Source organism: Antrihabitans cavernicola (assembly GCF_008297975.1).
In the GTDB taxonomy this organism is placed as follows: Bacteria; Actinomycetota; Actinomycetes; order Mycobacteriales; family Mycobacteriaceae; genus Antrihabitans; species Antrihabitans cavernicola.
Window position 1 is genome coordinate 227,055 of record NZ_VLNY01000006.1, and the last position, 19,553, is coordinate 246,607.

The 19,553-nt window shown below is 62.7% G+C and carries 23 protein-coding genes; 6 read left to right on the top strand and 17 right to left on the bottom strand.

Going from position 1 to position 19,553, the window contains the following annotated elements:
- The 6 genes from FOY51_RS14945 to FOY51_RS14970 form a co-directional block, all read right to left on the bottom strand.
- Complete coding sequence (locus FOY51_RS14945) at positions 1 to 1,308, bottom strand: ATP-grasp domain-containing protein (RefSeq protein ID WP_149431033.1); 1,308 nt, start codon at positions 1,306 to 1,308, stop codon at positions 1 to 3.
- Entirely contained in the window at positions 1,301 to 2,080 is a 780-nt protein-coding gene (locus FOY51_RS14950) for a TauD/TfdA dioxygenase family protein (protein WP_149431034.1), read from the bottom strand. Before FOY51_RS14950 ends, FOY51_RS14945 begins: the two co-directional genes overlap by 8 nt.
- Before the next feature lies 1 nt (position 2,081).
- Positions 2,082 to 2,876, bottom strand: a complete 795-nt coding sequence (locus FOY51_RS14955) for an O-methyltransferase (RefSeq protein WP_235916359.1) — start codon at positions 2,874 to 2,876, stop codon at positions 2,082 to 2,084.
- On the bottom strand, positions 2,873 to 4,078 hold the full coding sequence (locus tag FOY51_RS14960) for a sedoheptulose 7-phosphate cyclase (protein ID WP_149431035.1): 1,206 nt from the start codon (positions 4,076 to 4,078) through the stop codon (positions 2,873 to 2,875). The genes FOY51_RS14955 and FOY51_RS14960 overlap by 4 nt, the downstream gene beginning before the upstream one ends.
- Positions 4,075 to 4,749 (bottom strand): HAD-IA family hydrolase, encoded by a 675-nt coding sequence (locus FOY51_RS14965; RefSeq protein WP_149431036.1) that lies wholly within the window; start codon positions 4,747 to 4,749, stop codon positions 4,075 to 4,077. The genes FOY51_RS14960 and FOY51_RS14965 overlap by 4 nt, the downstream gene beginning before the upstream one ends.
- Before the next feature lie 166 nt (positions 4,750 to 4,915).
- A complete protein-coding gene (locus tag FOY51_RS14970; protein WP_149431037.1) occupies positions 4,916 to 5,497 on the bottom strand; it encodes a TetR/AcrR family transcriptional regulator in 582 nt (193 codons plus the stop codon).
- 101 nt (positions 5,498 to 5,598) lie between these two features.
- Between FOY51_RS14970 and FOY51_RS27225 the strand changes: the two genes are divergently transcribed.
- Both FOY51_RS27225 and FOY51_RS27230 read left to right on the top strand, forming a co-directional pair.
- Positions 5,599 to 5,778, top strand: coding sequence for a hypothetical protein (locus FOY51_RS27225; protein ID WP_187776332.1), 180 nt, complete (start codon positions 5,599 to 5,601; stop codon positions 5,776 to 5,778).
- Positions 5,775 to 6,014, top strand: a complete 240-nt coding sequence (locus FOY51_RS27230; protein ID WP_187776333.1) for a hypothetical protein — start codon at positions 5,775 to 5,777, stop codon at positions 6,012 to 6,014. Before FOY51_RS27225 ends, FOY51_RS27230 begins: the two co-directional genes overlap by 4 nt.
- Positions 6,015 to 6,017: 3 nt before the next feature.
- Here the strand turns inward: FOY51_RS27230 and FOY51_RS14980 are convergent, their stop codons facing one another.
- The 7 genes from FOY51_RS14980 to FOY51_RS15010 all read right to left on the bottom strand — a co-directional run bounded on the left by FOY51_RS14980 (position 6,018) and on the right by FOY51_RS15010 (position 12,654).
- Complete coding sequence (locus FOY51_RS14980; RefSeq protein WP_149431039.1) at positions 6,018 to 7,043, bottom strand: Rieske (2Fe-2S) protein; 1,026 nt, start codon at positions 7,041 to 7,043, stop codon at positions 6,018 to 6,020.
- The gene (locus tag FOY51_RS14985; RefSeq protein WP_149431040.1) at positions 7,030 to 8,640 is read right to left on the bottom strand and encodes an FAD-dependent oxidoreductase; all 1,611 of its coding nucleotides are present in this window, start codon (positions 8,638 to 8,640) and stop codon (positions 7,030 to 7,032) included. Before FOY51_RS14985 ends, FOY51_RS14980 begins: the two co-directional genes overlap by 14 nt.
- Entirely contained in the window at positions 8,637 to 8,948 is a 312-nt protein-coding gene (locus tag FOY51_RS14990; RefSeq protein WP_149431041.1) for a lycopene cyclase domain-containing protein, read from the bottom strand. Before FOY51_RS14990 ends, FOY51_RS14985 begins: the two co-directional genes overlap by 4 nt.
- Positions 8,945 to 9,292, bottom strand: a complete 348-nt coding sequence (locus tag FOY51_RS14995; protein WP_149431157.1) for a lycopene cyclase domain-containing protein — start codon at positions 9,290 to 9,292, stop codon at positions 8,945 to 8,947. The genes FOY51_RS14990 and FOY51_RS14995 overlap by 4 nt, the downstream gene beginning before the upstream one ends.
- 11 nt (positions 9,293 to 9,303) lie before the next feature.
- On the bottom strand, positions 9,304 to 10,455 hold the full coding sequence (locus FOY51_RS15000; RefSeq protein ID WP_353961373.1) for a polyprenyl synthetase family protein: 1,152 nt from the start codon (positions 10,453 to 10,455) through the stop codon (positions 9,304 to 9,306).
- Positions 10,452 to 11,411, bottom strand: coding sequence for a phytoene/squalene synthase family protein (locus tag FOY51_RS15005; RefSeq protein WP_235916361.1), 960 nt, complete (start codon positions 11,409 to 11,411; stop codon positions 10,452 to 10,454). The genes FOY51_RS15000 and FOY51_RS15005 overlap by 4 nt, the downstream gene beginning before the upstream one ends.
- Positions 11,412 to 11,592: 181 nt before the next feature.
- Positions 11,593 to 12,654 (bottom strand): glucose 1-dehydrogenase, encoded by a 1,062-nt coding sequence (locus FOY51_RS15010; RefSeq protein ID WP_149431042.1) that lies wholly within the window; start codon positions 12,652 to 12,654, stop codon positions 11,593 to 11,595.
- Positions 12,655 to 12,757: 103 nt separating this feature from the next.
- Between FOY51_RS15010 and FOY51_RS15015 the strand changes: the two genes are divergently transcribed.
- From FOY51_RS15015 to FOY51_RS15030, 4 genes are read left to right on the top strand one after another with little or no spacing between them, the layout of a single operon-like run.
- Positions 12,758 to 13,804: an NAD(P)-dependent alcohol dehydrogenase gene (locus FOY51_RS15015; protein WP_149431043.1), complete on the top strand. Its 1,047-nt coding sequence runs from the start codon at positions 12,758 to 12,760 to the stop codon at positions 13,802 to 13,804.
- 10 nt (positions 13,805 to 13,814) lie between these two features.
- Positions 13,815 to 14,549 (top strand): type 1 glutamine amidotransferase domain-containing protein, encoded by a 735-nt coding sequence (locus tag FOY51_RS15020; protein WP_149431044.1) that lies wholly within the window; start codon positions 13,815 to 13,817, stop codon positions 14,547 to 14,549.
- Between the two features lie 11 nt (positions 14,550 to 14,560).
- Complete coding sequence (locus FOY51_RS15025; RefSeq protein ID WP_187776334.1) at positions 14,561 to 15,565, top strand: CE1 family esterase; 1,005 nt, start codon at positions 14,561 to 14,563, stop codon at positions 15,563 to 15,565.
- Between the two features lie 17 nt (positions 15,566 to 15,582).
- Entirely contained in the window at positions 15,583 to 16,101 is a 519-nt protein-coding gene (locus FOY51_RS15030) for a DnaA ATPase domain-containing protein (protein ID WP_149431046.1), read from the top strand.
- On the opposite strand, the gene FOY51_RS15035 is transcribed toward FOY51_RS15030, so the two are convergent.
- The 4 genes from FOY51_RS15035 to FOY51_RS15050 are packed head-to-tail and all read right to left on the bottom strand — an operon-like array spanning position 16,069 to position 19,536.
- On the bottom strand, positions 16,069 to 17,076 hold the full coding sequence (locus FOY51_RS15035; RefSeq protein WP_149431160.1) for a sigma-70 family RNA polymerase sigma factor: 1,008 nt from the start codon (positions 17,074 to 17,076) through the stop codon (positions 16,069 to 16,071). The genes FOY51_RS15030 and FOY51_RS15035 overlap by 33 nt on opposite strands.
- A 23-nt stretch (positions 17,077 to 17,099) precedes the next feature.
- Positions 17,100 to 17,690, bottom strand: a complete 591-nt coding sequence (locus tag FOY51_RS15040) for a hydrolase (RefSeq protein ID WP_149431047.1) — start codon at positions 17,688 to 17,690, stop codon at positions 17,100 to 17,102.
- Positions 17,691 to 17,701: 11 nt separating this feature from the next.
- Positions 17,702 to 19,090, bottom strand: coding sequence for an MFS transporter (locus tag FOY51_RS15045; RefSeq protein ID WP_149431048.1), 1,389 nt, complete (start codon positions 19,088 to 19,090; stop codon positions 17,702 to 17,704).
- On the bottom strand, positions 19,087 to 19,536 hold the full coding sequence (locus tag FOY51_RS15050) for a MarR family winged helix-turn-helix transcriptional regulator (RefSeq protein WP_149431049.1): 450 nt from the start codon (positions 19,534 to 19,536) through the stop codon (positions 19,087 to 19,089). Before FOY51_RS15050 ends, FOY51_RS15045 begins: the two co-directional genes overlap by 4 nt.
- Positions 19,537 to 19,553 lie beyond the last annotated feature (17 nt).

The following is a 19,553-nucleotide window of genomic DNA, read 5'->3' on the forward strand; positions in this document are numbered from 1 at the left end:
TCAGTCACCCGCAGCCTCGATCAGCTTACCGATATTGAAGTCGATACCTGTCCATCCCTTGCGCCGCAGCAGATTCGACAGCAGCAACGACGGTATCTGTAGATGGTGAACCAGCAGAAACGGCAACGGATCGTCCCAGTCGAAGATGGCGTCCTTACCCTGTGCGATCACGGCGAGTCGGTGAGCCCTGCCACCGCGCTGAGTCACCAGCCGCCAGAGTTCGTGGTAGATCCAGTAGGTGGGCTTGCTGTGCGGCAGGGGTTTCACCACGGGGACACCACGTTCCAGGTACGCCCTCGCCAGGTCGGGATGGTCGTAGAACATGGTGATTGCCGAATGGGTTCGCGGGTTGCATTCGATCGCGTGCAACCGGCCGTCATCACCCTGGATGAAGTCGAAGCTGACTTGACCGGTGAGATTCAACCGTTGCGCGAATTCTCCGACCCACTCCTCGATCTCGGGCTTGTCGACCATCCGATAGTTGATCTGGAAAGCCGATGATTCGCAACAGCAGAACACCTGCACCGCGCCGTCTCTCACAAGGCTGTGGGTGCAGTACTCCTGTCCTCGAACGAATTCCTGCATGATCCACGGCGTCGCCTCGGTGATCGGCTTCGACCGGGCGTATGTCGTGGTTTCGGTTGCTGTGGGCCGAGGCACCGTTGTCATGTCGCGACGGTGGACGGGGTCGTAGGGGATGCTCTTGAGGATGTAGTCGGTTCCGGTGAAATCGAACTCTTCGACCTGCCCCGGCGCAGTGACGCGGTGGGTCTCTGGCGTCGACAATCCGAGAGACGCGACCAGAGCGAAGAATTCGTATTTGTCGTCGAGGCGGGCCACCATGTCCGCATCGCAATGGAGAACCTCGCAGTGCGGTGACAGCTGATCTTTCGCGAGTGCGTCGTAGTAGCTCGCCACCGGACTGCACACCGGCACATAGACGTCCACTTCCTCGGCGCGAACAACGGCAAGCAATGCGACCGCGTAGTTGTCGGAATCAGGTGCAGGCACTGTGTAGAACCGATCCACTGCGCGCGAAAATCGATGTCCGTTGAAGCGGTATTTGCTCGACTCGACGAGAACGACCCGATGCCCCGCTGCGTGGAACGACCGTGCCAGCTGAAGTGCTTTCGTCATCTTTCCGCCGCTGACCAATATCGTCTTGCGCTGTGCCGCAACGGCTACGGGTGGCGGAGCGACAAAGACGCCACGTAACAACGCGAATGTCGTCAGTGCCAGATTCAGCGGCAGCACCACCTGCAGCAGGGCAAGGGTGCCGATGGTCTTCGCTTGGAACACCTCACGCACTCCGTGATGTGTCGGCGACCATTCCGCGGTGCATGAGCCGGTTTCCGACCACGTCGGAGTGGTCGGCGCGGTGCAGAACGCAGCGGTTGTCCCACATCACGACATCACCTGGCGACCACGAATGACGGTAGATGTTCTCCGCGGCAGTCGAATGTGCGTACAGGTAGTCGATCATGTCCCTGCCCTGCTGTTCCGCCTCGCCGCTTATTGCCATGCATCGCTGCGGAGTCGACAGGTAAAGGGCTGTCCGGCCTGAGATCGGGTGCTGCAGGAAGACGGGATGGTCAGCTTCCGACTCGTCGTCGGCGCCGAGATCCACGCCGGTGACGACATGGCGAATCGTTTTGCCGGTCAGACGTATTCGGACGTCGTCCGGAAGGGTGTCGTAGGCGCGATACTGATTGGTGAAGAGCGTTTCGCCACCCTGCGCGGGTATTTCGACCGCGCGTAACGCCGTGTAGGCAGGCGGGTGACGGACGTACGTGGTGTCGGCGTGAAACACGCTGCGCGGTGGTGTGGTTCGTCCGATGTTGCTGATCAGATTGAGATCGGGGAAGTTGGGCACCGGAGTCTCGCCTGTCGAGAAGGTGAGGTCGCCGAACGCACGCAGAAATGCGACAAAGGCGGTGTCGTCGATAGGTTGATCAGGCAGTATCGCAGCGCCGTGCTCGGCGAGCAGATGTCGGAGTTCGTCGATCAGATTCGTATCGGCGTCGACCAGTGAGACATCGCTGATCTCGATGCCGACAGGGTGTAACGCGACTCGACGCACCTCAGCTACCGTCGACCCGTCGGATCAAGGTGACCCCGTCGCGGAGTGGGATGAGTACTTGCGCGACACGGGGATCGGTAGCGACGAACTGGTTGAACTCGGCGATCGCTACGCCGTTGGCATTTGGAGTCGCCGACGCCCACGGTTGGCCCTGCATCATGGTGTTGTCGACCACGATCAGCCCCGCTCGCGCCAGCAGACCTGTGTCGAGCACAGTGTCGAGGTATTCGACGTAGCCCGACTTGTCGGCGTCGATGAAGATCAGATCGAACTGCGCGTCGGCGAGGGAAAGTCGGTCGAGCGTGTGTTCGGCGGGCCCGAGGGCGATATCGATTTTGTGACCGCTTGCCGAAGCCGAGACCAGCTCGCGAGCGAGACGTGCCGCGGCGGCATCGATTTCGCACGCCATCAACGTGCCGTCCTCTGGCAACGCTTCCGCCATCGCCAGCGCGGAATAGCCTGTGAACATGCCGATTTCGAGAACGCGCGTCGCCTGCGTCGCGTGTACCAGCATCTGCAGGAATTGCCCTTCGACGTGGCCGGACAGCATTTCCTGCTCCAACCCGCTACGCGGACTCCACTCGGCTTCCCTTGTGCGTTGATCCAGCAGCCGCAAAGCCTCCGATTCCGGGGTGCTCCACCGGCTCAGATATGGATCCAATCCACCTGCCAGTAAGCATAATTCGCGCACTTGGTCGGCTATCGCGGCGTCGACCCCGACAAGCGCGGTAGCCAGACCGTCCAGCCTGTCCGCGAGCAGGCTCATCGGTGTGACCGGACGTGCCGCTGTGATCACGGCGTGAACATGTCTTCACCGTCGCCGTGCCGAGGGTACTTACGGCAAACCTGACGATGAATGGTCAGCGCTTCGGCGAGTTCGGCCATGGCGAGGTCATTGGCGAAGACACATGCGCCGATAGGTTTCGGTAACGCTGCACGCGTTTGCCCGTCTCGCGTCTTGACGATCGAGTCCGTCGCCGTTTCGATCAACTCGGGCGTGAAATGCGGACTGTCCAGTGCGAGACCGACTTTGCTCATCAGCCAGAAGATTCTGTCGCGCTCGCTGACGGAAATGTAGCCGCGTTGTTCGGCGATGGTCGTGGAGAACGCCATGTCGACGTTGATGGCGTGACCGTGAAAATATGGGATGTCCGGCGTCAATTCCAAAACCGGGCTCCAGGTGTGCCCGAACGCGATGACGCGATCGAGATCCAACTCGTGAAGATTGGGTACTTCGAGCGTCAACATCGTCTCGATCGCGTCGTAGGTGATGCGATCGGCGATCTCCCGCAACTCGGGCGTTCCGTTGAGATGTCCGAACCGAGTGAGCAGCAGATCTTCGCCGTACTTCTCCAACAGTTCGAAAATGTTGTTGTTCCCGACGACGGAAATCTTGATCAACTCCGCCATCCCGTTGCGCACCTGGTCGATCGGGAGCGTTTTCAGGAACGAGAAGTCCAACAACACCTGCTGCGATGCGTGAAACGAGCCGAGCCGATTTTTGGCCTTGCCGTGGTTGACCGCGACCTTGATGGCAACGCTCGCGTCGATGAGGCCGATAAGGGTGGTGGGAATGCGAATGTAATTCGTCGAGCGCCGAAAGATCGAGCAGGCGAAGCCTGCGACGTCGGTGGTCAGTCCGCCGCCGACCACCAGCACCGGTTCCTTGCGTACCAAACCGAAGTCTTCGAATGCGTCGATGATGAGTTCGGCTGTTGCCAGCGCCTTGTCGGTCTCCTTGATGCGCACCGCAAAGACCGTCAACGCAATACCGTGATGATCGAAGTACGCATGCATCTGCTCGCCGTACAGCCCATAGACCGTGGGATCGACAACCATCAGGGCCCGTCCGAAACGTGCGTAGCTGTCGGCGAGTTCGGTGTTCTCGATCGCGAAGACGCCGTCGACGCACAGCAGTGAGTAGTCGATCTTCTCGTACGCTTCGATGCGGAAGGCGGCGTCGGTCGCTGTGAACGTCGACTCGACGTGAGAAGTCATGCGGAACGCCCGCCGCCGGTGAGTCCTTGCAGTTGGTCGGCGTCCAAACGGTCGACGCGTCGGGCTGTGCCGAAATCCTGCTCGCCGGTGTTCGCGTTGGGAAATGCGACGCATGTGATGCCGGCGGTCGTGGCGGAGGTGACACCGTCGGCGTTGTCCTCGATCGCTACGCAATCTTCAGCCGATTCACCGATGTGTTGCAGCGCAAAGGAATACGCGGCCTTGTCCGGTTTCGGCTGCTCGACATCGCCACGATCGACGATGACGTCGAAGTCGTCGGCCGAGACGTCGGGGCTCAGCCGATTCAGCAACGCCATGATGTTGTCGCGCGACGTCGTGGTGACCAACCCGAGCTTCCAGCCGTTTCCCTTCGCGCTCTTGATGGTGTCGACGACCCCTGGACGCGGTGCCAGATCGGCAGCGGCGACATTGCGTTGGAAGGCTTGCGATTTGGCTTTGTGCAGGGCTTCGGCATCGACGTCCTGCCCACGCGATCGCGCAAATTCCGCAATACGCGACTTCCCGCCACTCTGCACGAGCATCTCGCGATAGTCGTCGCGACTCCATTGCCAATCGAGACCCTCGGCGGCGAACGTCTCGTTGAACGCTTGTCGTTGCAACTCCGAAGTGTCTGCGATGGTGCTTATCGATCCGAAAACGATTGCCGGCATGTGTATTTCCCCAATCGTGCACTGACTGCAACTGGCGCGGTCCGCGTCGCAGCGCGCGACAGCCAACAGCGTATCCTGAACAGTTCTTCGATTACTCGACTAACTGAACACTATTGAACTATATGTTCAGTAGCAAGCTTTGGCTACCAAAAATGTCGACCGGCAGCTACTGCTGCAGACCTATCCCGCGCAGCGTCATGTCGACGGTCGCCTCGATCACGGAATCGCTGGGTGGTTCGCCGTGCAGCAGCGCAGCGTGCAGAACAGCGCCGCTCAGCGACAGCACCGCGGCCTCCAGCGCAGGTCCTGACACGGTGGTTGCCAGCAGCCGGCGCAGTACCCGCTCACCGTCGGTGACCATGTTGTCTCGTATGTCGACCAACTCCGGATGCGATGACATCAGTGCAAGCAGCATGACCAGTCCTCGATCGAGGCGGTGTTCGACTATCGCCTGTCGAAACATGATCAGCTCGGCGACGAGATCCGCCTGGAGATCACCTGTCGGCGTGTGGTGTTCGAAATTCTGGAACTGCGCGAAGACGTCCCGGATCAGGTGTGCGCGGGTAGGCCAATGCGAGTACAACGTGGCCTTCGAATACCCGGCGACCTGCGCAATTCTCGAATGAGTGACCGCCTCGAGGCCCTCGTCCATGAGTACCTGCATTGCAGCTTTGATGACGTCGGAACGCGTGCGGACCACACGCGGGTCCACCGCGGGCGAGTCTTCTACGTCATCACTGCGTGTCATCGAACGGACCGTACTCCTCTCGTTCCAGCAGTGACGTGTCGGATCGAAGCTCGCGGGTATTCCGTTGACAGTCAGAGATTTTCGAAAGGCGAGAGGACATCATGAGTGAATTGACCTACGCAACGCACGCGATCGCCGACGCCGGGAGCGTCACGATCGACGACATCGAGAAGCTCTCCTATCGAGTCGCCACACCCGATGTCGCAACCGATTCCGACGACTTGACACCCGAACGCCTTTGCGGGCGGCGCTCGCGAGCTGCCTCAGGCAGACGCTCGTGAGCACGTCGACGAACGGTGACGTCGACCTCAGGGATGCGACGGCAACCGCAAGGGTGACGCTGACCCACAATGGTGGCTTGGCCTACGACCTGAGCGCGGAAGTGTCATTCGACCTTCCGCACACCGACGACGCCGACGTGCGCAGTGCGCTGATAGATCGCACCGTCGACGAGTGCCCGATGAGCGGAGCCACCGACATCGCCGTGAAGACCGCCGCTTCTGACGCCGACGACTGACGCTCACAGAGAATCGGTCAGGCGTTGTGTGCGAAGTCGATACAAACGCTCGGCATAAGCCAGATCGTCGCGCCACAGCCGATCGGCGGCGCGTCGCATCAGAGGCGCGATCAGCGGACGCATGCGCCGTGCGTACTCGAATTTCGGGCGATCGGAGGTCGCGATGACAGCTTCGATCACGGCGGTGCGCGGCCGACCGTCGAGGCCCGGTCCCAGCGGGGTGGCATGTGTTTCCACAAGGCTTCCCGTTCCTTCGCCGTCGGTGATTCGCATGACCAGAGTGCGCGGCTCCGGGCTGGTGAACTCCGCCCGGACCGGCACACCGAATTTTCCGACACGAAACGTGACATCGACCAGGAAACGATCCGCTGCGGCGGTGGCGGTCCCGCTCGGCGGGGGCGAGTCCAGCACCTCTAGTTGCGTGAACGAATACGGGTGGAACCAGCCACCGTGCCACGGGTCGAGTCTGTTGGCGATGATGTCGGCCGGTTCACACACGCCGACAACGTTCGTCACCGCGTGCAGTTCCGTGCGGGCGGGTCGGCCGACGATCACAGGATGATCGAGTGGCTCGTCGCCGCCGAGCTGGTCGAGGCGAACCCACGCGAGGACGCCGTCGTCGTGGCTGGGAAATGTCTTCCAGTTGGGCGTCCGCTCGTTGCCCAACCTGAGGCCGTGCCAGCGGCAGATCAACGCGCCGCAATGGATGGCGGCGTCCGACAGGGGAGCGCCCAGATGTGGGCATGCGCCGGGTCCGACATGCAAGCGCTGCTGCTCGTCGCGCCAGGCGACGATTTCGATCCCTCCGACTGTGGTGCCGAACGGTTTGTCGCCGCCAACGCGTCGGCTTGCCGCGAACACGTACCAGTTGCCTGACGGGCGGCTCTGAGACCTGTCGAGCGCGGCATCGATCACCGATGGCCGCGCTTGCCGGTAGGTAGGCTCCTGTCGATCCCAATCGATAGAGCGAAGTCGTCGCAATGGCACCAGCGACGTCCATTTCCGACTGATGTCATCACGCAAACTCATTGTGCATCCGCCTTTCTCGATTCGCGACGCGACGCAGTAGCGCCGAACGCCCCTGGGTGGGAACTGTGTACAACGGGTGCCCCGCCACGCCCCAGCGGGCGAGCAGGTGATTGGCGGCCGCCCAGCCTGTGGTGGCGGCCCGCTCCATCAGGGCGACGGGTAGATCGATGCGGATGCCGTCGCCGGCGAGGGCGAGGCCAGGCTCGGGAGTGCCGACGCGGGGACGTTGCGCGTGATCGCCCGGCGCGAAGCGTGGGCAGTCGCGGCGGAAGAGCAGGCGTTCGTCGACGATGCGAGCTGTCGCTGTTTCGGGATAGAGCGCGTGGAGGCGCCCGAGCAGTTGCCTTCGAAGGCGGACCGATCCTTCGCCGATCTGCGCCTCGTCCGGAAGCGCGTACGCGTGCAGCTCGACCACGGATCCGCCGTGGCGGCGAGCCCACACGGCAGCACTGTGTTCGTAGTGGTTGACGACGCTGACGTTGTCCAAAGGCTCGAGATTTCCGGTTCCCAGAAATCCTGGTCGATCGGTTGCAACGGGTCGATCCAGCCACAGCCGCAGTACCGCGAACGCGGGAGCGGTACCCATCCTCTGCACGCGTTCGCGCCACGCGTGGTCGGCGATAGTGGGTGAGCCCGCGACGATTGTGCGTAGGCCTGCCACATCGGTGGCCAGCACCACGCCGTCCGCATCGATGCCGGCACCGGTGTCGTCGGTGAGGTGAAAAGCGGCAGTGGAACCGGCGGTGTCGATGGACGCGATGGAGACGCGAGTGTGAAATCGGACCGTCCCAGTACGAGCGTGAACTCCCTTGTCGGTGAGGTATCGACGAAGCGGAGCCCACAGGTCGTCGAAGTTATCTTCAGCAACGTCGAAGACGAGGCCCTCACTGGAACCGAGAAAGTAGATGTGAAACATCGTTGCCAGTTCGGCGGCCGAGAGATCGGTCGGCTCGGCGAAGAAGCTGCGGGAGAAGACCTCGAAGGCGAGGTGGCGCGCGGCGGCCGGAAAGTTGATGTTCTGCAGGAAGCGGTCCGCGTCCAGGTGGTCGAGCTGCTCGTAGATCTCCGGAACGGACACAGCTGCCAAGGGCGCTGCGGCTCTCGAGTCGAGTTTCGCGAGATCACGCAACGAGAACGTCGGACTGCGGAGCGCGAACACGAGCGCATTCCAGGGCGGAGTGCGCGGCAGGCCGCGAAAACGATCGACCGCGCCACCCGCGTCGATCAATGGATAGTCGTCCAGCTGAATCAGGCGGTGGAGACCGGGGTCGTTGCGGCGCAGCAAGTTCCGCAGGTTGTAGTACTGGCGGAAGAAGGCGTGAAAGCCCCTGTTCATGCCGACGACGCTGCCGCCGGGCAGCGTCTGGGTCCACCCACCGACGCGTCCTCCGATATACGGCTCGCGTTCCACGATGTCCACGTCGACTCCGCGCTCGGCAAGTCCAGTAGCGGCGGACAGACCGGCGATTCCGGCTCCCACGACCACGACATGTGGTCGGCGGTGTCCGTACAAGCACCCGGCATCAGGGATGCCGGAGGGCGCAGGGTGGAGTACCCGTCGACGGTCCCGTCCTCGATCGGGGCGGAAGGCTGTCATCGTTGTCTCGCCTGCCGTTCCCATAGCAACAGAACGGCGGTGACCATGGCGAACCCGAATAGGAAATCCTCGACCGGGATGTCCCAGGGCGCCCGCAACCCTGTCATGTCGTCGGAGTTGTATCGCACTATCGGTGCGCTGAGCTTGGTGAGCCAGCCATCGACGAGAGTTTGAAAGCCCAGCACGATTGTCATCGACAGCCAGAACGCAGGTTTTCGGAACAGGCCGGTACGCAGGACCTTGATCTCCCACGCGCACACCAGAAGTACGGCCAGCGTCGTGGGCACGGTGTAGCCGAGGCCGGTCATGTGTTCTGCCCGGATAAGCGCTTGGTCATCGAACGCCGATCGACTATCGCTTGCACAGCGACATAGGTCAGAATCGCGCAGATCGGTATCACGAGGAAGAAAATCAACTCCTCCAACGGAATTCGAAACGGCAGCGTTCTGCCGGTGATGTAACGCTCGTTGTAGGTCCACACGTTCGCTGCGATGGCGAACCCGTCCCAGAGCAGAAACACGGCAGCGACTGGCAACACAGCGCGCAGTACGCGAATCGGACGGCGATACACGCCGCCACCGACGAACTCCAGCGGCGCGGTGATCAGTAGACATCCCGCCATGACGATCAGGTACTGCCAGTGATCGTCCAGCTCGGCGCTACTCATAGGCTCCGCCGGGTTGCCGACCACGCCATGCCGTGCAGCCGATCCCGGATGCCGGGATCGATAGGCGCTGCGTCCAATGCGCTGAATGCACCTTGTCGAAGCACGTCGATGCGCGCCTCGATGTCGTCGGCCGCACCCAGTTCATGCACAGCTTCACGAAGGTCTGCAATGTCGTTGTCTGACAGCTCGGTACCGATCTTGTCGCGTAAGAGTCCTGCTGCCGATGGGTTTTCGGCGTCGGCCGTTCGCAATGCGACTGCCAGCAAGACGGTGCGCTTGCCTTGGCGCAGATCGTCGCCGACGGGTTTACCGGTAACCGCAGGATCGCCGAAAACGCCGAGAAGGTCGTCACGCAGTTGGAACGCGACGCCGATGTCGCGTCCGAACGCGCGAAAAGCCCGAATCTGTCGCGGATCCGCCCCGGCGAGGGCGGCGCCGAAATGCAACGGCTGTTCGACGGTGTAAGCAGCAGTTTTGTACCGGTCGATGCGAATCGCTGTCTCCATCGACTCGTCGGCACTGGCCTCGCCGACCACGTCGAGAAGTTGACCACCGATCAACTCTGTACGCATCGCACTCCACACGTGCGTCGCGCGCGCCACCTGATCGCTGCGTAGACCGGCCTCGTGAAAGAGATCGTCGGCCCAGCACAATGCGAGATCGCCGAGCAAGATGGCTACCGATTCGCCGAACTTGGCGGGATCGTTCCTCCAGCTTGCCCGGCGATGAACGTCCGCGAATCGTGTGTGTACCGATGGTTCGCCGCGCCGAGTGCAGGATGCGTCCATGACATCGTCGTGTATCAGTGCACACGCTTGTATGAATTCCCATGCGGCACAGGCGCGCAGCACGGAATCTGCCTGACTGCCGGTTTCGTCTCCACCCGCGCCGAGCCATCCCAGCCACGCAAAGGTGGGTCTGATTCGTTTGCCGCCGCGCAAGACGAAACTCCGCAACTCGCGTACGGCGTTGACGTACACGTCGCCCAGTCGCGAAAGTTCTCCGTCACGGGAAGCGAAAAAATGGTCGAGCACCTCAGTGACGGAGGCCGCGAACTCGGCATCCTTCCCGCGGCCGTCAGGTGACGGCGGCGCAACGGCTGCGGTGATCCGATGCAGCGTCGGCGCGGCTGACTTCGGGGGAGTCACGACGGCGCTGGCGTCGGGAGCGTTCGCACGCTTGCCCGCACGGCGACGGTCCGCGCGGCCGCACGTGCGGCGACTGCAATTCGTTGTCCTGTTCCGACGGTCGCCCGACCTGCGAAGACATTGAAATCCTGGTCCTCGATTCGGTTCAGGATGCGTCCGTAGAGGTCGAATGCCGTTGCGACACAAGGGCGTGAAATGGGATGCAGCATCACGATGCCGTCCTTGGCCTCACGATAGACAGAGCGAACGTAGGCGATCTGGTGCTCGAGGGCACGTCGAACGTTGTTGTCGAGCCGACCCGTTCTTCGACACCACAGCAGCCGATCGCGATCGACGTCGAAAGTGGCGAGTTCGTCTGCAGGCAGATAGATACGTCCTCGATCCAGATCCTCTGCGATATCGCGGAGGAAATTGGTCAGCTGAAAGGCATGGCCGAGCGCGGCGGCATAGGGCACAGCCTCCGTTCGTGAGGTCACGGTGCCCAGTACCGGCAACATCTGCAGCCCGATCACTTCGGCGGAACCGTGAACGTAACTGCTGAGCACAGCGCGGTTCGGATAGTCGGTAACCGTGAGGTCCATCAGCATCGAGTCCAGGAACACCGCGAAGAGTGCGGGATCGATCTGGTATCTACCGACCGTATCGACGACGGCAGCCAGCACAGGATGCGCGGAGTGTCCGCTGTCCAACCCCGAGCGCAACGATCGACCGAGATCTGTCAATTGCGTCGCAATTGTGTCGACGTCGGTTCCGCTGGCCGGCTCGTCGACGATGTCGTCGGCGTAGCGGGCGAATCCGTAGAGCGCGTACACCGCTGGTCGTTGAGTCGGATGCAGCATTCGTGTCGCGAGATAGTAAGTACGTCCATGCTCGGCGTTCAACGCCCGACACCGGCTGTAGGCGGCGTTCAGATCGGCGTTTCCGTCGTCGGCGATCACGAGCTTCGGTCGAGTCACCTGTTTCCCCTCGGGCTGCCGGCAGCGAGCTGCTGCCTGCAGGAGAGGTACCTCCTGAAACGATTCGTAAACGATGCACGGCGAGCGAATTAATTGTCAGGCCGACGCCCGGACGTCTCGTCGGGGTCTCGCTATGTCGGTAGGCGGCGGGACAGACCGCCATCTGAACGATTGCTGTGCGCTACTGCTGGCTCTCGTCGAGCGCGATGACGACCTTGACGTCGTCGTCGCGTGCGGTGAAGGCATCCTGGAACTGTTCGATCGGCACGCGTCGGGTGATCAAACCGTTCAGCCAGGCCGGGTCCGCCTTGGCCAGGGCCTGCGCCGCCAGTGTGTAGTGGCGCAGGTTGGCGTTGACCGACCCGACCACGACGTCGTTTTCCAACACCATCTGGCGGTTGATTGCGCCTGCGTCGACGTCGAGTGTTCGACCCGCGGTGGAGACGCCGGTCAGGCATACGATGCCGTAGCCACCGGTGCCGTTCATCGCGTCGAACACCAGTTGGCCGACGCCGGTCGCTTCGAGAATCACGTCAGGCGCAAGCTGCTTGGCGACATCGGCGACGGTGCCGGAGTGATAGGTCGCGCCGAGCCGTGCGACGAGGTCGGGCTTGGGACCGGACGTCACCCGATCGAGGACGTGAACGTCGAGGCCGCGCTGGACGCCGATCATGGCGGCGAGCAGACCGATCGGTCCGGCGCCGGTGATCAGCGCGGTCTTCGGTTCGAACCAGCTACGCTCGCCGATCAGCCGGATCTGCTCCCATGCCTTCGCGACGACGCTGGTCGGTTCCATCAGGACGCCGACCCGCTCCAGATTCGGGTCCAGCTTCACGGCGTACTCCGGCTCGACCACCCAGCTCTGACTGCCGTAGCCATCGCGTTCCTTGATTCCGCGCTCGGTGTATTTTCCGTTGCGGCACATGTCGAATTCGCCTCGGGCGCAGGCGCCACACGGCTCCGGATCGGGCCGTCGAACCACGCCCGCGATCAGATCGCCTGCGGCAAAGCCGGAATCGGCAGGCGCCTGTCGAACACGGCCGAGCGACTCGTGGCCGAGGATCAGCCGGTCCGATCCGCTGGGTGCCCAGCCGTACTCGCCCGCGGCGATCTCCTTGTCGGTACCGCAGACGCCCAGTGCGAGACCGTCCACGAGGAGTTGGTCGGTGCCGGGCTCGGGATCGGGCCTTTCGGACAATTCGATGGAACCGGCACGGCCCGGAACAACGGTCAGCGCTTTCATATTCCCGTCATACCCCCTGGGATCGTGTGATGGGCCTCATGCAGGTGAACGCTGCGCGACGGATGGTTTGCGTTATCCGGAATGCGCAGGTAGCCATGTAGTTATGGTTTCAGCTACCGCCTATGCGATGTCCGCCTCCGACGCGTCGTTCGAGAAGATCGAAATCGAACGCCGCGATCTCGGTCCCAACGATGTATTGATCGATATCAAGTACGCCGGCATCTGCCACTCCGACATTCACACTGCCCGCAACGAGTGGAAGGGCACCAGGTATCCGGTGGTGCCCGGCCACGAAATCGCAGGCGTTGTCGCCGAAGTGGGCTCCGACGTGACCAAGCACAAGGTCGGCGATCGCGTCGGTGTCGGCTGCTTCGTCGATTCCTGTGGTGAGTGCGACGCCTGTAAGGCCGGTGAAGAGCAGTACTGCTTCAAAGGTGTTGTCCAGACCTACAATTCGAAACAGCCCGACGGCGAGATCACCAAGGGTGGCTACTCCACCCAGGTTGTCGTCACCGAGCATTTCGTTCTGTCCATCCCGGACGGCCTCGAACTCGACGTTGCCGCACCGCTGCTGTGCGCGGGCATCACGCTCTACTCGCCGCTGCAGCACTGGGGTGCGGGGCCAGGTAAGAAGGTCGCGATCATCGGGATGGGCGGCCTCGGCCACGTCGGTGTGAAGATCGCCAGCGCGATGGGCGCCGAGGTGACGGTGCTGAGCCAGAGCCTGAGCAAGCAGGAAGACGGCACCAAGTTCGGCGCCGATCACTACTACGCCACCAAGGACGACCAGACGTTCAAGGATCTTCGCGGTCACTTCGATCTGATCATCAACACCGTGTCGGTGAATCTCGACATGGACCGCTACATGTCGTTGCTGGCGATCAACGGTTCGCTGGTGATCCTGGGCCTGCCCGAGAATCCGATCGAGGTCAAGGGTTTCAGCCTCGCCGCGAACCGTCGCAGCCTCGCGGGGTCGATGGTCGGTGGCATTCCGCAGACGCAGGAGATGCTCGACTTCTGCGCCGAGCACAAGATCGGCGCAGAGATCGAAACCATCGCAGCCAAGGAGATCGATCAGGCCTACGAGCGGGTGGTCGCCAGCGACGTGCGCTACCGGTTCGTCATCGACGCCGCAACCTTCACGGACTGATCGCAGTCGAATGAAGATCCTGATTCCGTTGCCGGACAACGACTTCGATACCACTGAGGTTGCAGTGCCGTGGCGGTTGCTGACCGACGCAGGTCACGACATCGTTTTCGCAACGGAATCAGGAGGCGTTGCGCCGCAGTGCGATCCGCGCCTGCTGACCGGAGTCTTGTTCGGGCAACTCGGTGCCGATCCGGAGCCCATCGAGTTCTACCGGGAGCTGACGAAGGATCGCCGGTTCGCCGATCCGGTGAGTTGGCGCGATCTCGATGTCACCGGATTCGACGGTTTGATCCTTCCGGGCGGGCACGCACCCGGGATGCGGCAGTACTTGGGGTCGACCGAGTTGCAGGACGTGGTTGCTCGATTTTGGGCCACCGGAAAACCGGTCGGGGCAATCTGTCACGGCGTGCTGGTGCTGGCCCGAACCGAAGATGTCGCGACAGGGAAAAGCGTACTGGCGCAACGGCGGACCACCTGCCTGCCGAAGTACATGGAGCGCTCCGCATACCTGGCGACGGCATGGAAACTGGGCCGGTACTACCGCACTTATCCCGCGTACGTCGAAGACGAAGTGGTTGCGGCGCTGGCAGATTCGGCGCAGTTCCAGCGAGGCCCGCGTAGCGTCAGCAGAGGCACCCGAACAGACGACTCGCATGCGTTCGTCGTCGAAGACGGCAACTACGTCTCCGCTCGCTGGCCGGGTGACGCCTATCTGTTTGCCGAGCGCTTCGCAGCCTTGTTGTGAGGCGCTGGTGGTTGTTCACTGTGGCGGCCGGGCTGCTGCTCGCCTCCTGCGCCGCGGAGCAGCCAGAGGTCCGCACGCCACCGACGTCCAACGCGTCGCCGGGTTGCACCGCAGCCCCGACGGCTTCAGGACGCACGCAGGAGTCGCTGTCCAGCGGTGGCCGCGATCGCAGCTATGCGCGCTATGTGCCGTTCGGGCTGGATGCACGTAAGCCCGCTCCGTTGGTGCTCGACCTCACCGCATACTCGCCTGCCACGGTCGAGGAATCGATCAGCGGTTTCACCAAGCCGGATGCCGCGGGCAAGGTGAAGGCGGACGACGTCGGTGCTGTGGTGATCACGCCGGAGCCGGTCAACGGCCAGGGGCTGCTCACCTGGAACTACAAGAACATCCCGTGGTGGACCGACGACCAACGCTTCGTATCGGACTTGCTCGACGACGTAGAGCGCGATGCATGTATCGACACCAGTCGGGTGCTGGTGATGGGATTTGCGGTCGGTGGTGTGTTCGGCTCGATCGTTGCGTGCGATCAGGCGGATCGTTTCGCGGCGCTGGTCACCGTGTCGGGCCTGTACAGCCCGGACGACTGTGCGCCTGCGAAGCCGCTCCCCGTCTTGTCGTTTCATGGGACGGCCGACAGGTTCGTACCGTTCGACGGCGGCGTGGGAACAGGTGCGTCAGGGCTCGCACTGTCCGATGCCACGACCGAGGGTCTGCTGTTCATGAGTGCTCGCCCAGGCGCGCTGGCATCGTCGCAGGCGTGGGCTGCGCACAACGGCTGCCGATCCGATCCCGTCGATGATGCTGTTGCACAGGGAGTTACGCGCAAGGCCTGGGGCGGGTGCAGAGGCGGCGCGGACGTGGTCCTCTATGTAATCGAGGGCGGTGAGCACACCTGGCCGGGGAGCAACGGCATGTCAGCATTGACCGACTTGCTGGGACCGGTGTCGAATGCGGTTGTCGCGAACGATGTGATCTGGGACTTCTTCGCGGCGCATACTGGAGTGCACAACTGAGGATTGGGGACCTTCACGTGACTGCACCACTGCCCGCATTGCACAACATCGCACCGGATCCGATGCTGACTTTCGAAACATTTGCGAGCGAGCTCGCGCGGCATACCCATTTTGCGTATCGCGCCTTCGAGGTCGTAGCCCATCACCCGCGTGAGGCGTATAACCCGCTGTTCATCCACTCGCCGCGGGTAGGTCTGACGACGCATCTCATTCACGCCACTGTGTCGTGCATGGTCGAGAAGCGAAACGCGACCAGCGTGTACTGCGTTCAGGTCGGCGAAGACTGGACGCTCGATCTGCTCGAGCAGCACGACGTGGTGATATTTCGGCGGATGCGACCTGAGGATTTCGACCGGTGGGACCAGATTCCGAAGTCGCGATTCTCGGAGTGCCAGGTCGTCGGTGTGAGCGATTTGGCATCGGTGGCGCCCCCGGCATTACGCGGGCGGCAGCAGGTGCACGAGTGGGCGCTCTTCGCCGACCTGCCCGATCAGAAGCCCTATCTAGCGCGAGACGCTGTCGGCAAGTCCGAATAGCTCGAAATGCTCGCGGCCGATGAAGCTGGTGACCGCGGCAATCTTGTTGCCGCGCAACGTCAACACATCGATAGCCCAGGGTAGGTATGTGCCGACCACCTCATCCCACAGGTACGACGCCGCGGCCGGCTGACCGTTGGCATCGACCGGGACTCGACGCCAACCGCCACAGCCGGTCAGCGGGACCTTGACGGCGAAATCGGTGACAGCGTCGATGCCGCGATACCAATGTGCGAGCGGCGACATGGACCAGGTGACATCTTCCGTGAGCAGGGCGACGAGTGCGTCTGCATCGCCGTCCTGCAGTGCCGCGGAGTACTCGGCGACCACCTTCCGTAATTGTGCGTCGCCCAGTTCGCGCAACGTCTGTTGCTGGGTGGCCGCGGGTACTTTGTCGGCGACGATGCGGCGAGCGCGTTGTAAGGCGCTGTTGACCGATGCTGTCGAGGTATCCATCATCTGCGCGATGTCGGACGCTGGGAATCCGAGCACCTCGAACAGCAGCAAGGCTGCCCGCTGGTTGCCTGGAAGATGTTGCAGTGCAGCGACGAAGGCGAGCTCGATGGTCTCGCGCTGCTCGTAATCAGCGTGCGGATCGGGGGCGAACGGCGTGAGCCAGGCGATGTCGGTGAGCGGCTGATCGCCTAGGACCGCGTGATCACTGGACGGCCCGAGGTCCATCGGCAGCGCCCGCTTCCCCCGGCTCGCCACCGTATCGAGGCAGGTGCGGGTTGCGACGGTGTAGACCCAGGAGCGCAACGAACTACGACCCTCGAACCGCGGTAGCCCACGCCAAGCGCGCAGCAACGCGTCCTGCAGCGCATCTTCGGCATCGTGCGACGAGCCGAGCATGCGGTAGCAGTGTGCGTGCAACTCGTGGCGAAGCGGCGCGACCAGGCGGGTGAACGCCGCATTGTCGCCCTCCCGTGCGCTGATCAGGTCACGATCGTGCGCTTCTGGTACGGAGTGGGACATTTCGCTCACATACCGATTGTGCCTTAGTCGTGGGACGCGGCCAGCAGCTCCACAATCTCTGCCGTCGTTCCGGTTTCACCGAGGCGCGGGAAAATTCGCTGGATGCTGTTGTCGTGCGCATCCTCGCTGCCGTCGGCCATCGCGTCGGTCGCCAATGTGACGTGGTAGCCGTGCTCGTGTGCGGCGCGAGCGGTCGATTCGACGCCGATGCTGGTGGCGATTCCTGCCAGCACGATCTGTGTGACACCGCGACGACGCAGCTGCAGATCGAGGTCGGTGCCGAAGAATGCGCCCCAATTGCGTTTGGTGACAACGATGTCCTCGTCGTGACCGGACAACTCGTCGACGATCACGTCCCACCCCTCGGGTCGCGTGGCGCCTTTGGGCTGCGCGCCGCCGTCGGTGCGTCCGGGTGCGGCATCGGAGCCGTCCGGCGCGGTACTCACGCGGACCAGGACCACAGGCGCTTTCCTGGCACGAAATGCATCGGCCAGTTCGACGGCGTTCGCAACCACTTCGGGTCCGGAGTGGGGAACCGTTGGCAGTGAGGCGATTCCGCGTTGCAGGTCGATGACGACCAGTGCGGTGTTGGGATCGAGAGTGGTGACGGCCATGGGCGGCCTTTCTATTGTGGGTTGGCTGGCACGACGTGGCTCAGCGAGCGGTCGGCCAGTGTGACGACGAGAAGCAGTGCAGCGCAGGGGAGTAGGAACAATGCGAGATTGTGAAGGCCGGACGTATCGGCGCCGTGACCGAACGCGGCGGCGACCGCTGCCGCAGCGACCATCGCACCGAGGTAGGTGAAAGTGCGGAGCAGGCCAGCTGAGGAACCCATCCTTTCCGGATCGGCTTGGTGATAGAGAGCGTTCTGGTTGGCAAGTCCGTTGAGGCCCTGCTGCGTTCCGGTGAACACACCGATTCCGACGAGAATCCAGATAGTCGTCGACGAGTTCAGAAAGAGCAGTATCGAGCACGCCGCAATCATCGCAATGCTGCCGATCACCAATTTGCCGCGAACTTCGCTGCGACGTCCGGCGAGGATGCTGGTGCCGATGCCGATCAACGACATCGGAAGCAGGATCAAACCTGTGCTCGACGCGCTGAGTCCGCGGCACTCCTCCAGCCACTGCGTGAAGCCGTAGAGGAACGCGTAAGCGACTGTGTAGGAGAGGAGTTGACGCAGGAAGGTAGCGAGCAGAGGGAGGTTGCCACCGAGTACTCGCAGATCGAGGAACGGCTTGGCGGTGTGCAGTTCGCGAAACGTCAGTGCCGCGGCGGCTGCGACTGCAAGAACAGGCAGGTACCAGTTCGACACGTGCGGATTCATCAGGAAAAGCATTGCGGCAGTGAGCATCGTCGCGAACAACGTCATACCCGGAGTGTCGATCCCGCCGACGTCGGCACGCCTGGGTGTGGGGATTTTCGGTAGCCGCAACATGCCGAGGACAACGCACGCGAGAGCGAGCGGAAGATTGACCGCGAAGATGGTGCGCCAGCCGCCGACGTCGATCAACACGCCGCCCAGCGTGGGTCCGAGCACTCCCGTGGTCTGACCGGCCACCGACAGCGCTGTCAAGATTCCGCCCGGCGTGTCCCGTCCTGTGCGTTCTGCTTCGCGTCGGATCAGAAACATTGCGGCCGGATAGGCGGCGGAGGTGCCGAGGCCGATCAGAACCCGTGCGGCGATCAGGAACCCGAGCGACGGTGCCAGCGTTCCGAGGAGCCCGCCGATGCCGACCAAAGCCGATCCAGCGAGGTAGAGCGGGCGCGGACCGAACCGATCGACCAGTCGGCCGATGACGGGTTGACCGACTGCGGTGGTGAGATACAGGGCGGAGACCAGCCATGCGGTAGTCGACGGCGGAACTCCGAAGGCCAGTCCGATGGGAATCAACGACACCGAAATCATCGTAGAGTTCACCGGATTCAGCATCGAGCCCAGAACCAGTGGCGCGCTGAGCTTGCGGTCGAAGCGGGTGTTCGACGGGCGGTTCAGCGTCGATCCGACGGTCATGTGTCCGTCAACCGTTCCAGCAGCGTCAGGGCGTCGTTGATCGTGCGTCGCTCGTCCTCGGTGTAGAGATCCTGCATGGAGCGGGTGAGCCACTCGTCGCGTGCTCGTCGGCTCACGCGGATGTGCTCGCGGCCGGTCTCGCTCAGTGAGATCAGTTGCTTACGACCGTCGTTGGGGTCCGGTCGACGCTCGATCATGTCGCGCTCGGCGAGCGACGACAGGATGGCGGCCATCGATTGCGGGCGAACCTGCTCGGCGGCCGCAAGGTCGCTCGCGGAGACGTTCTGCTCTTGCGTGAGGCGACTGAGAACCGACAGTTGTGACGGCGTGAGATCGCGGGTGTCGTAGACCCGCTTGATGCGACGACGGATGCGGCTGATGGCCACCCTGAGATCGCGTGCGGCTAGAGACGCCGACGCAGAGATCCCGTCCTTTGTTGTGGCCATGGCTCCAGAGTAGAACC

Excerpts from the sequence above, each read along its gene's own strand:
- FOY51_RS14980 (WP_149431039.1), bottom strand. The coding sequence starts at position 7,043 with ATGAGTTTGCGTGATGACATCAGTCGGAAATGGACGTCGCTGGTGCCA.
- FOY51_RS14970 (WP_149431037.1), bottom strand. The coding sequence starts at position 5,497 with ATGACACGCAGTGATGACGTAGAAGACTCGCCCGCGGTGGACCCGCGT.
- FOY51_RS15035 (WP_149431160.1), bottom strand. The coding sequence starts at position 17,076 with ATGTCCCACTCCGTACCAGAAGCGCACGATCGTGACCTGATCAGCGCA.
- FOY51_RS27225 (WP_187776332.1), top strand. The coding sequence starts at position 5,599 with ATGAGTGAATTGACCTACGCAACGCACGCGATCGCCGACGCCGGGAGC.
- FOY51_RS15020 (WP_149431044.1), top strand. The coding sequence starts at position 13,815 with ATGAAGATCCTGATTCCGTTGCCGGACAACGACTTCGATACCACTGAG.
- FOY51_RS14990 (WP_149431041.1), bottom strand. The coding sequence starts at position 8,948 with ATGACCGGCCTCGGCTACACCGTGCCCACGACGCTGGCCGTACTTCTG.
- FOY51_RS14960 (WP_149431035.1), bottom strand. The coding sequence starts at position 4,078 with ATGACTTCTCACGTCGAGTCGACGTTCACAGCGACCGACGCCGCCTTC.
- FOY51_RS15040 (WP_149431047.1), bottom strand. The coding sequence starts at position 17,690 with ATGGCCGTCACCACTCTCGATCCCAACACCGCACTGGTCGTCATCGAC.
- FOY51_RS15015 (WP_149431043.1), top strand. The coding sequence starts at position 12,758 with ATGGTTTCAGCTACCGCCTATGCGATGTCCGCCTCCGACGCGTCGTTC.
- FOY51_RS15045 (WP_149431048.1), bottom strand. The coding sequence starts at position 19,090 with ATGACCGTCGGATCGACGCTGAACCGCCCGTCGAACACCCGCTTCGAC.
- FOY51_RS15010 (WP_149431042.1), bottom strand. The coding sequence starts at position 12,654 with ATGAAAGCGCTGACCGTTGTTCCGGGCCGTGCCGGTTCCATCGAATTG.
- FOY51_RS15050 (WP_149431049.1), bottom strand. The coding sequence starts at position 19,536 with ATGGCCACAACAAAGGACGGGATCTCTGCGTCGGCGTCTCTAGCCGCA.
- FOY51_RS14985 (WP_149431040.1), bottom strand. The coding sequence starts at position 8,640 with ATGACAGCCTTCCGCCCCGATCGAGGACGGGACCGTCGACGGGTACTC.
- FOY51_RS14965 (WP_149431036.1), bottom strand. The coding sequence starts at position 4,749 with ATGCCGGCAATCGTTTTCGGATCGATAAGCACCATCGCAGACACTTCG.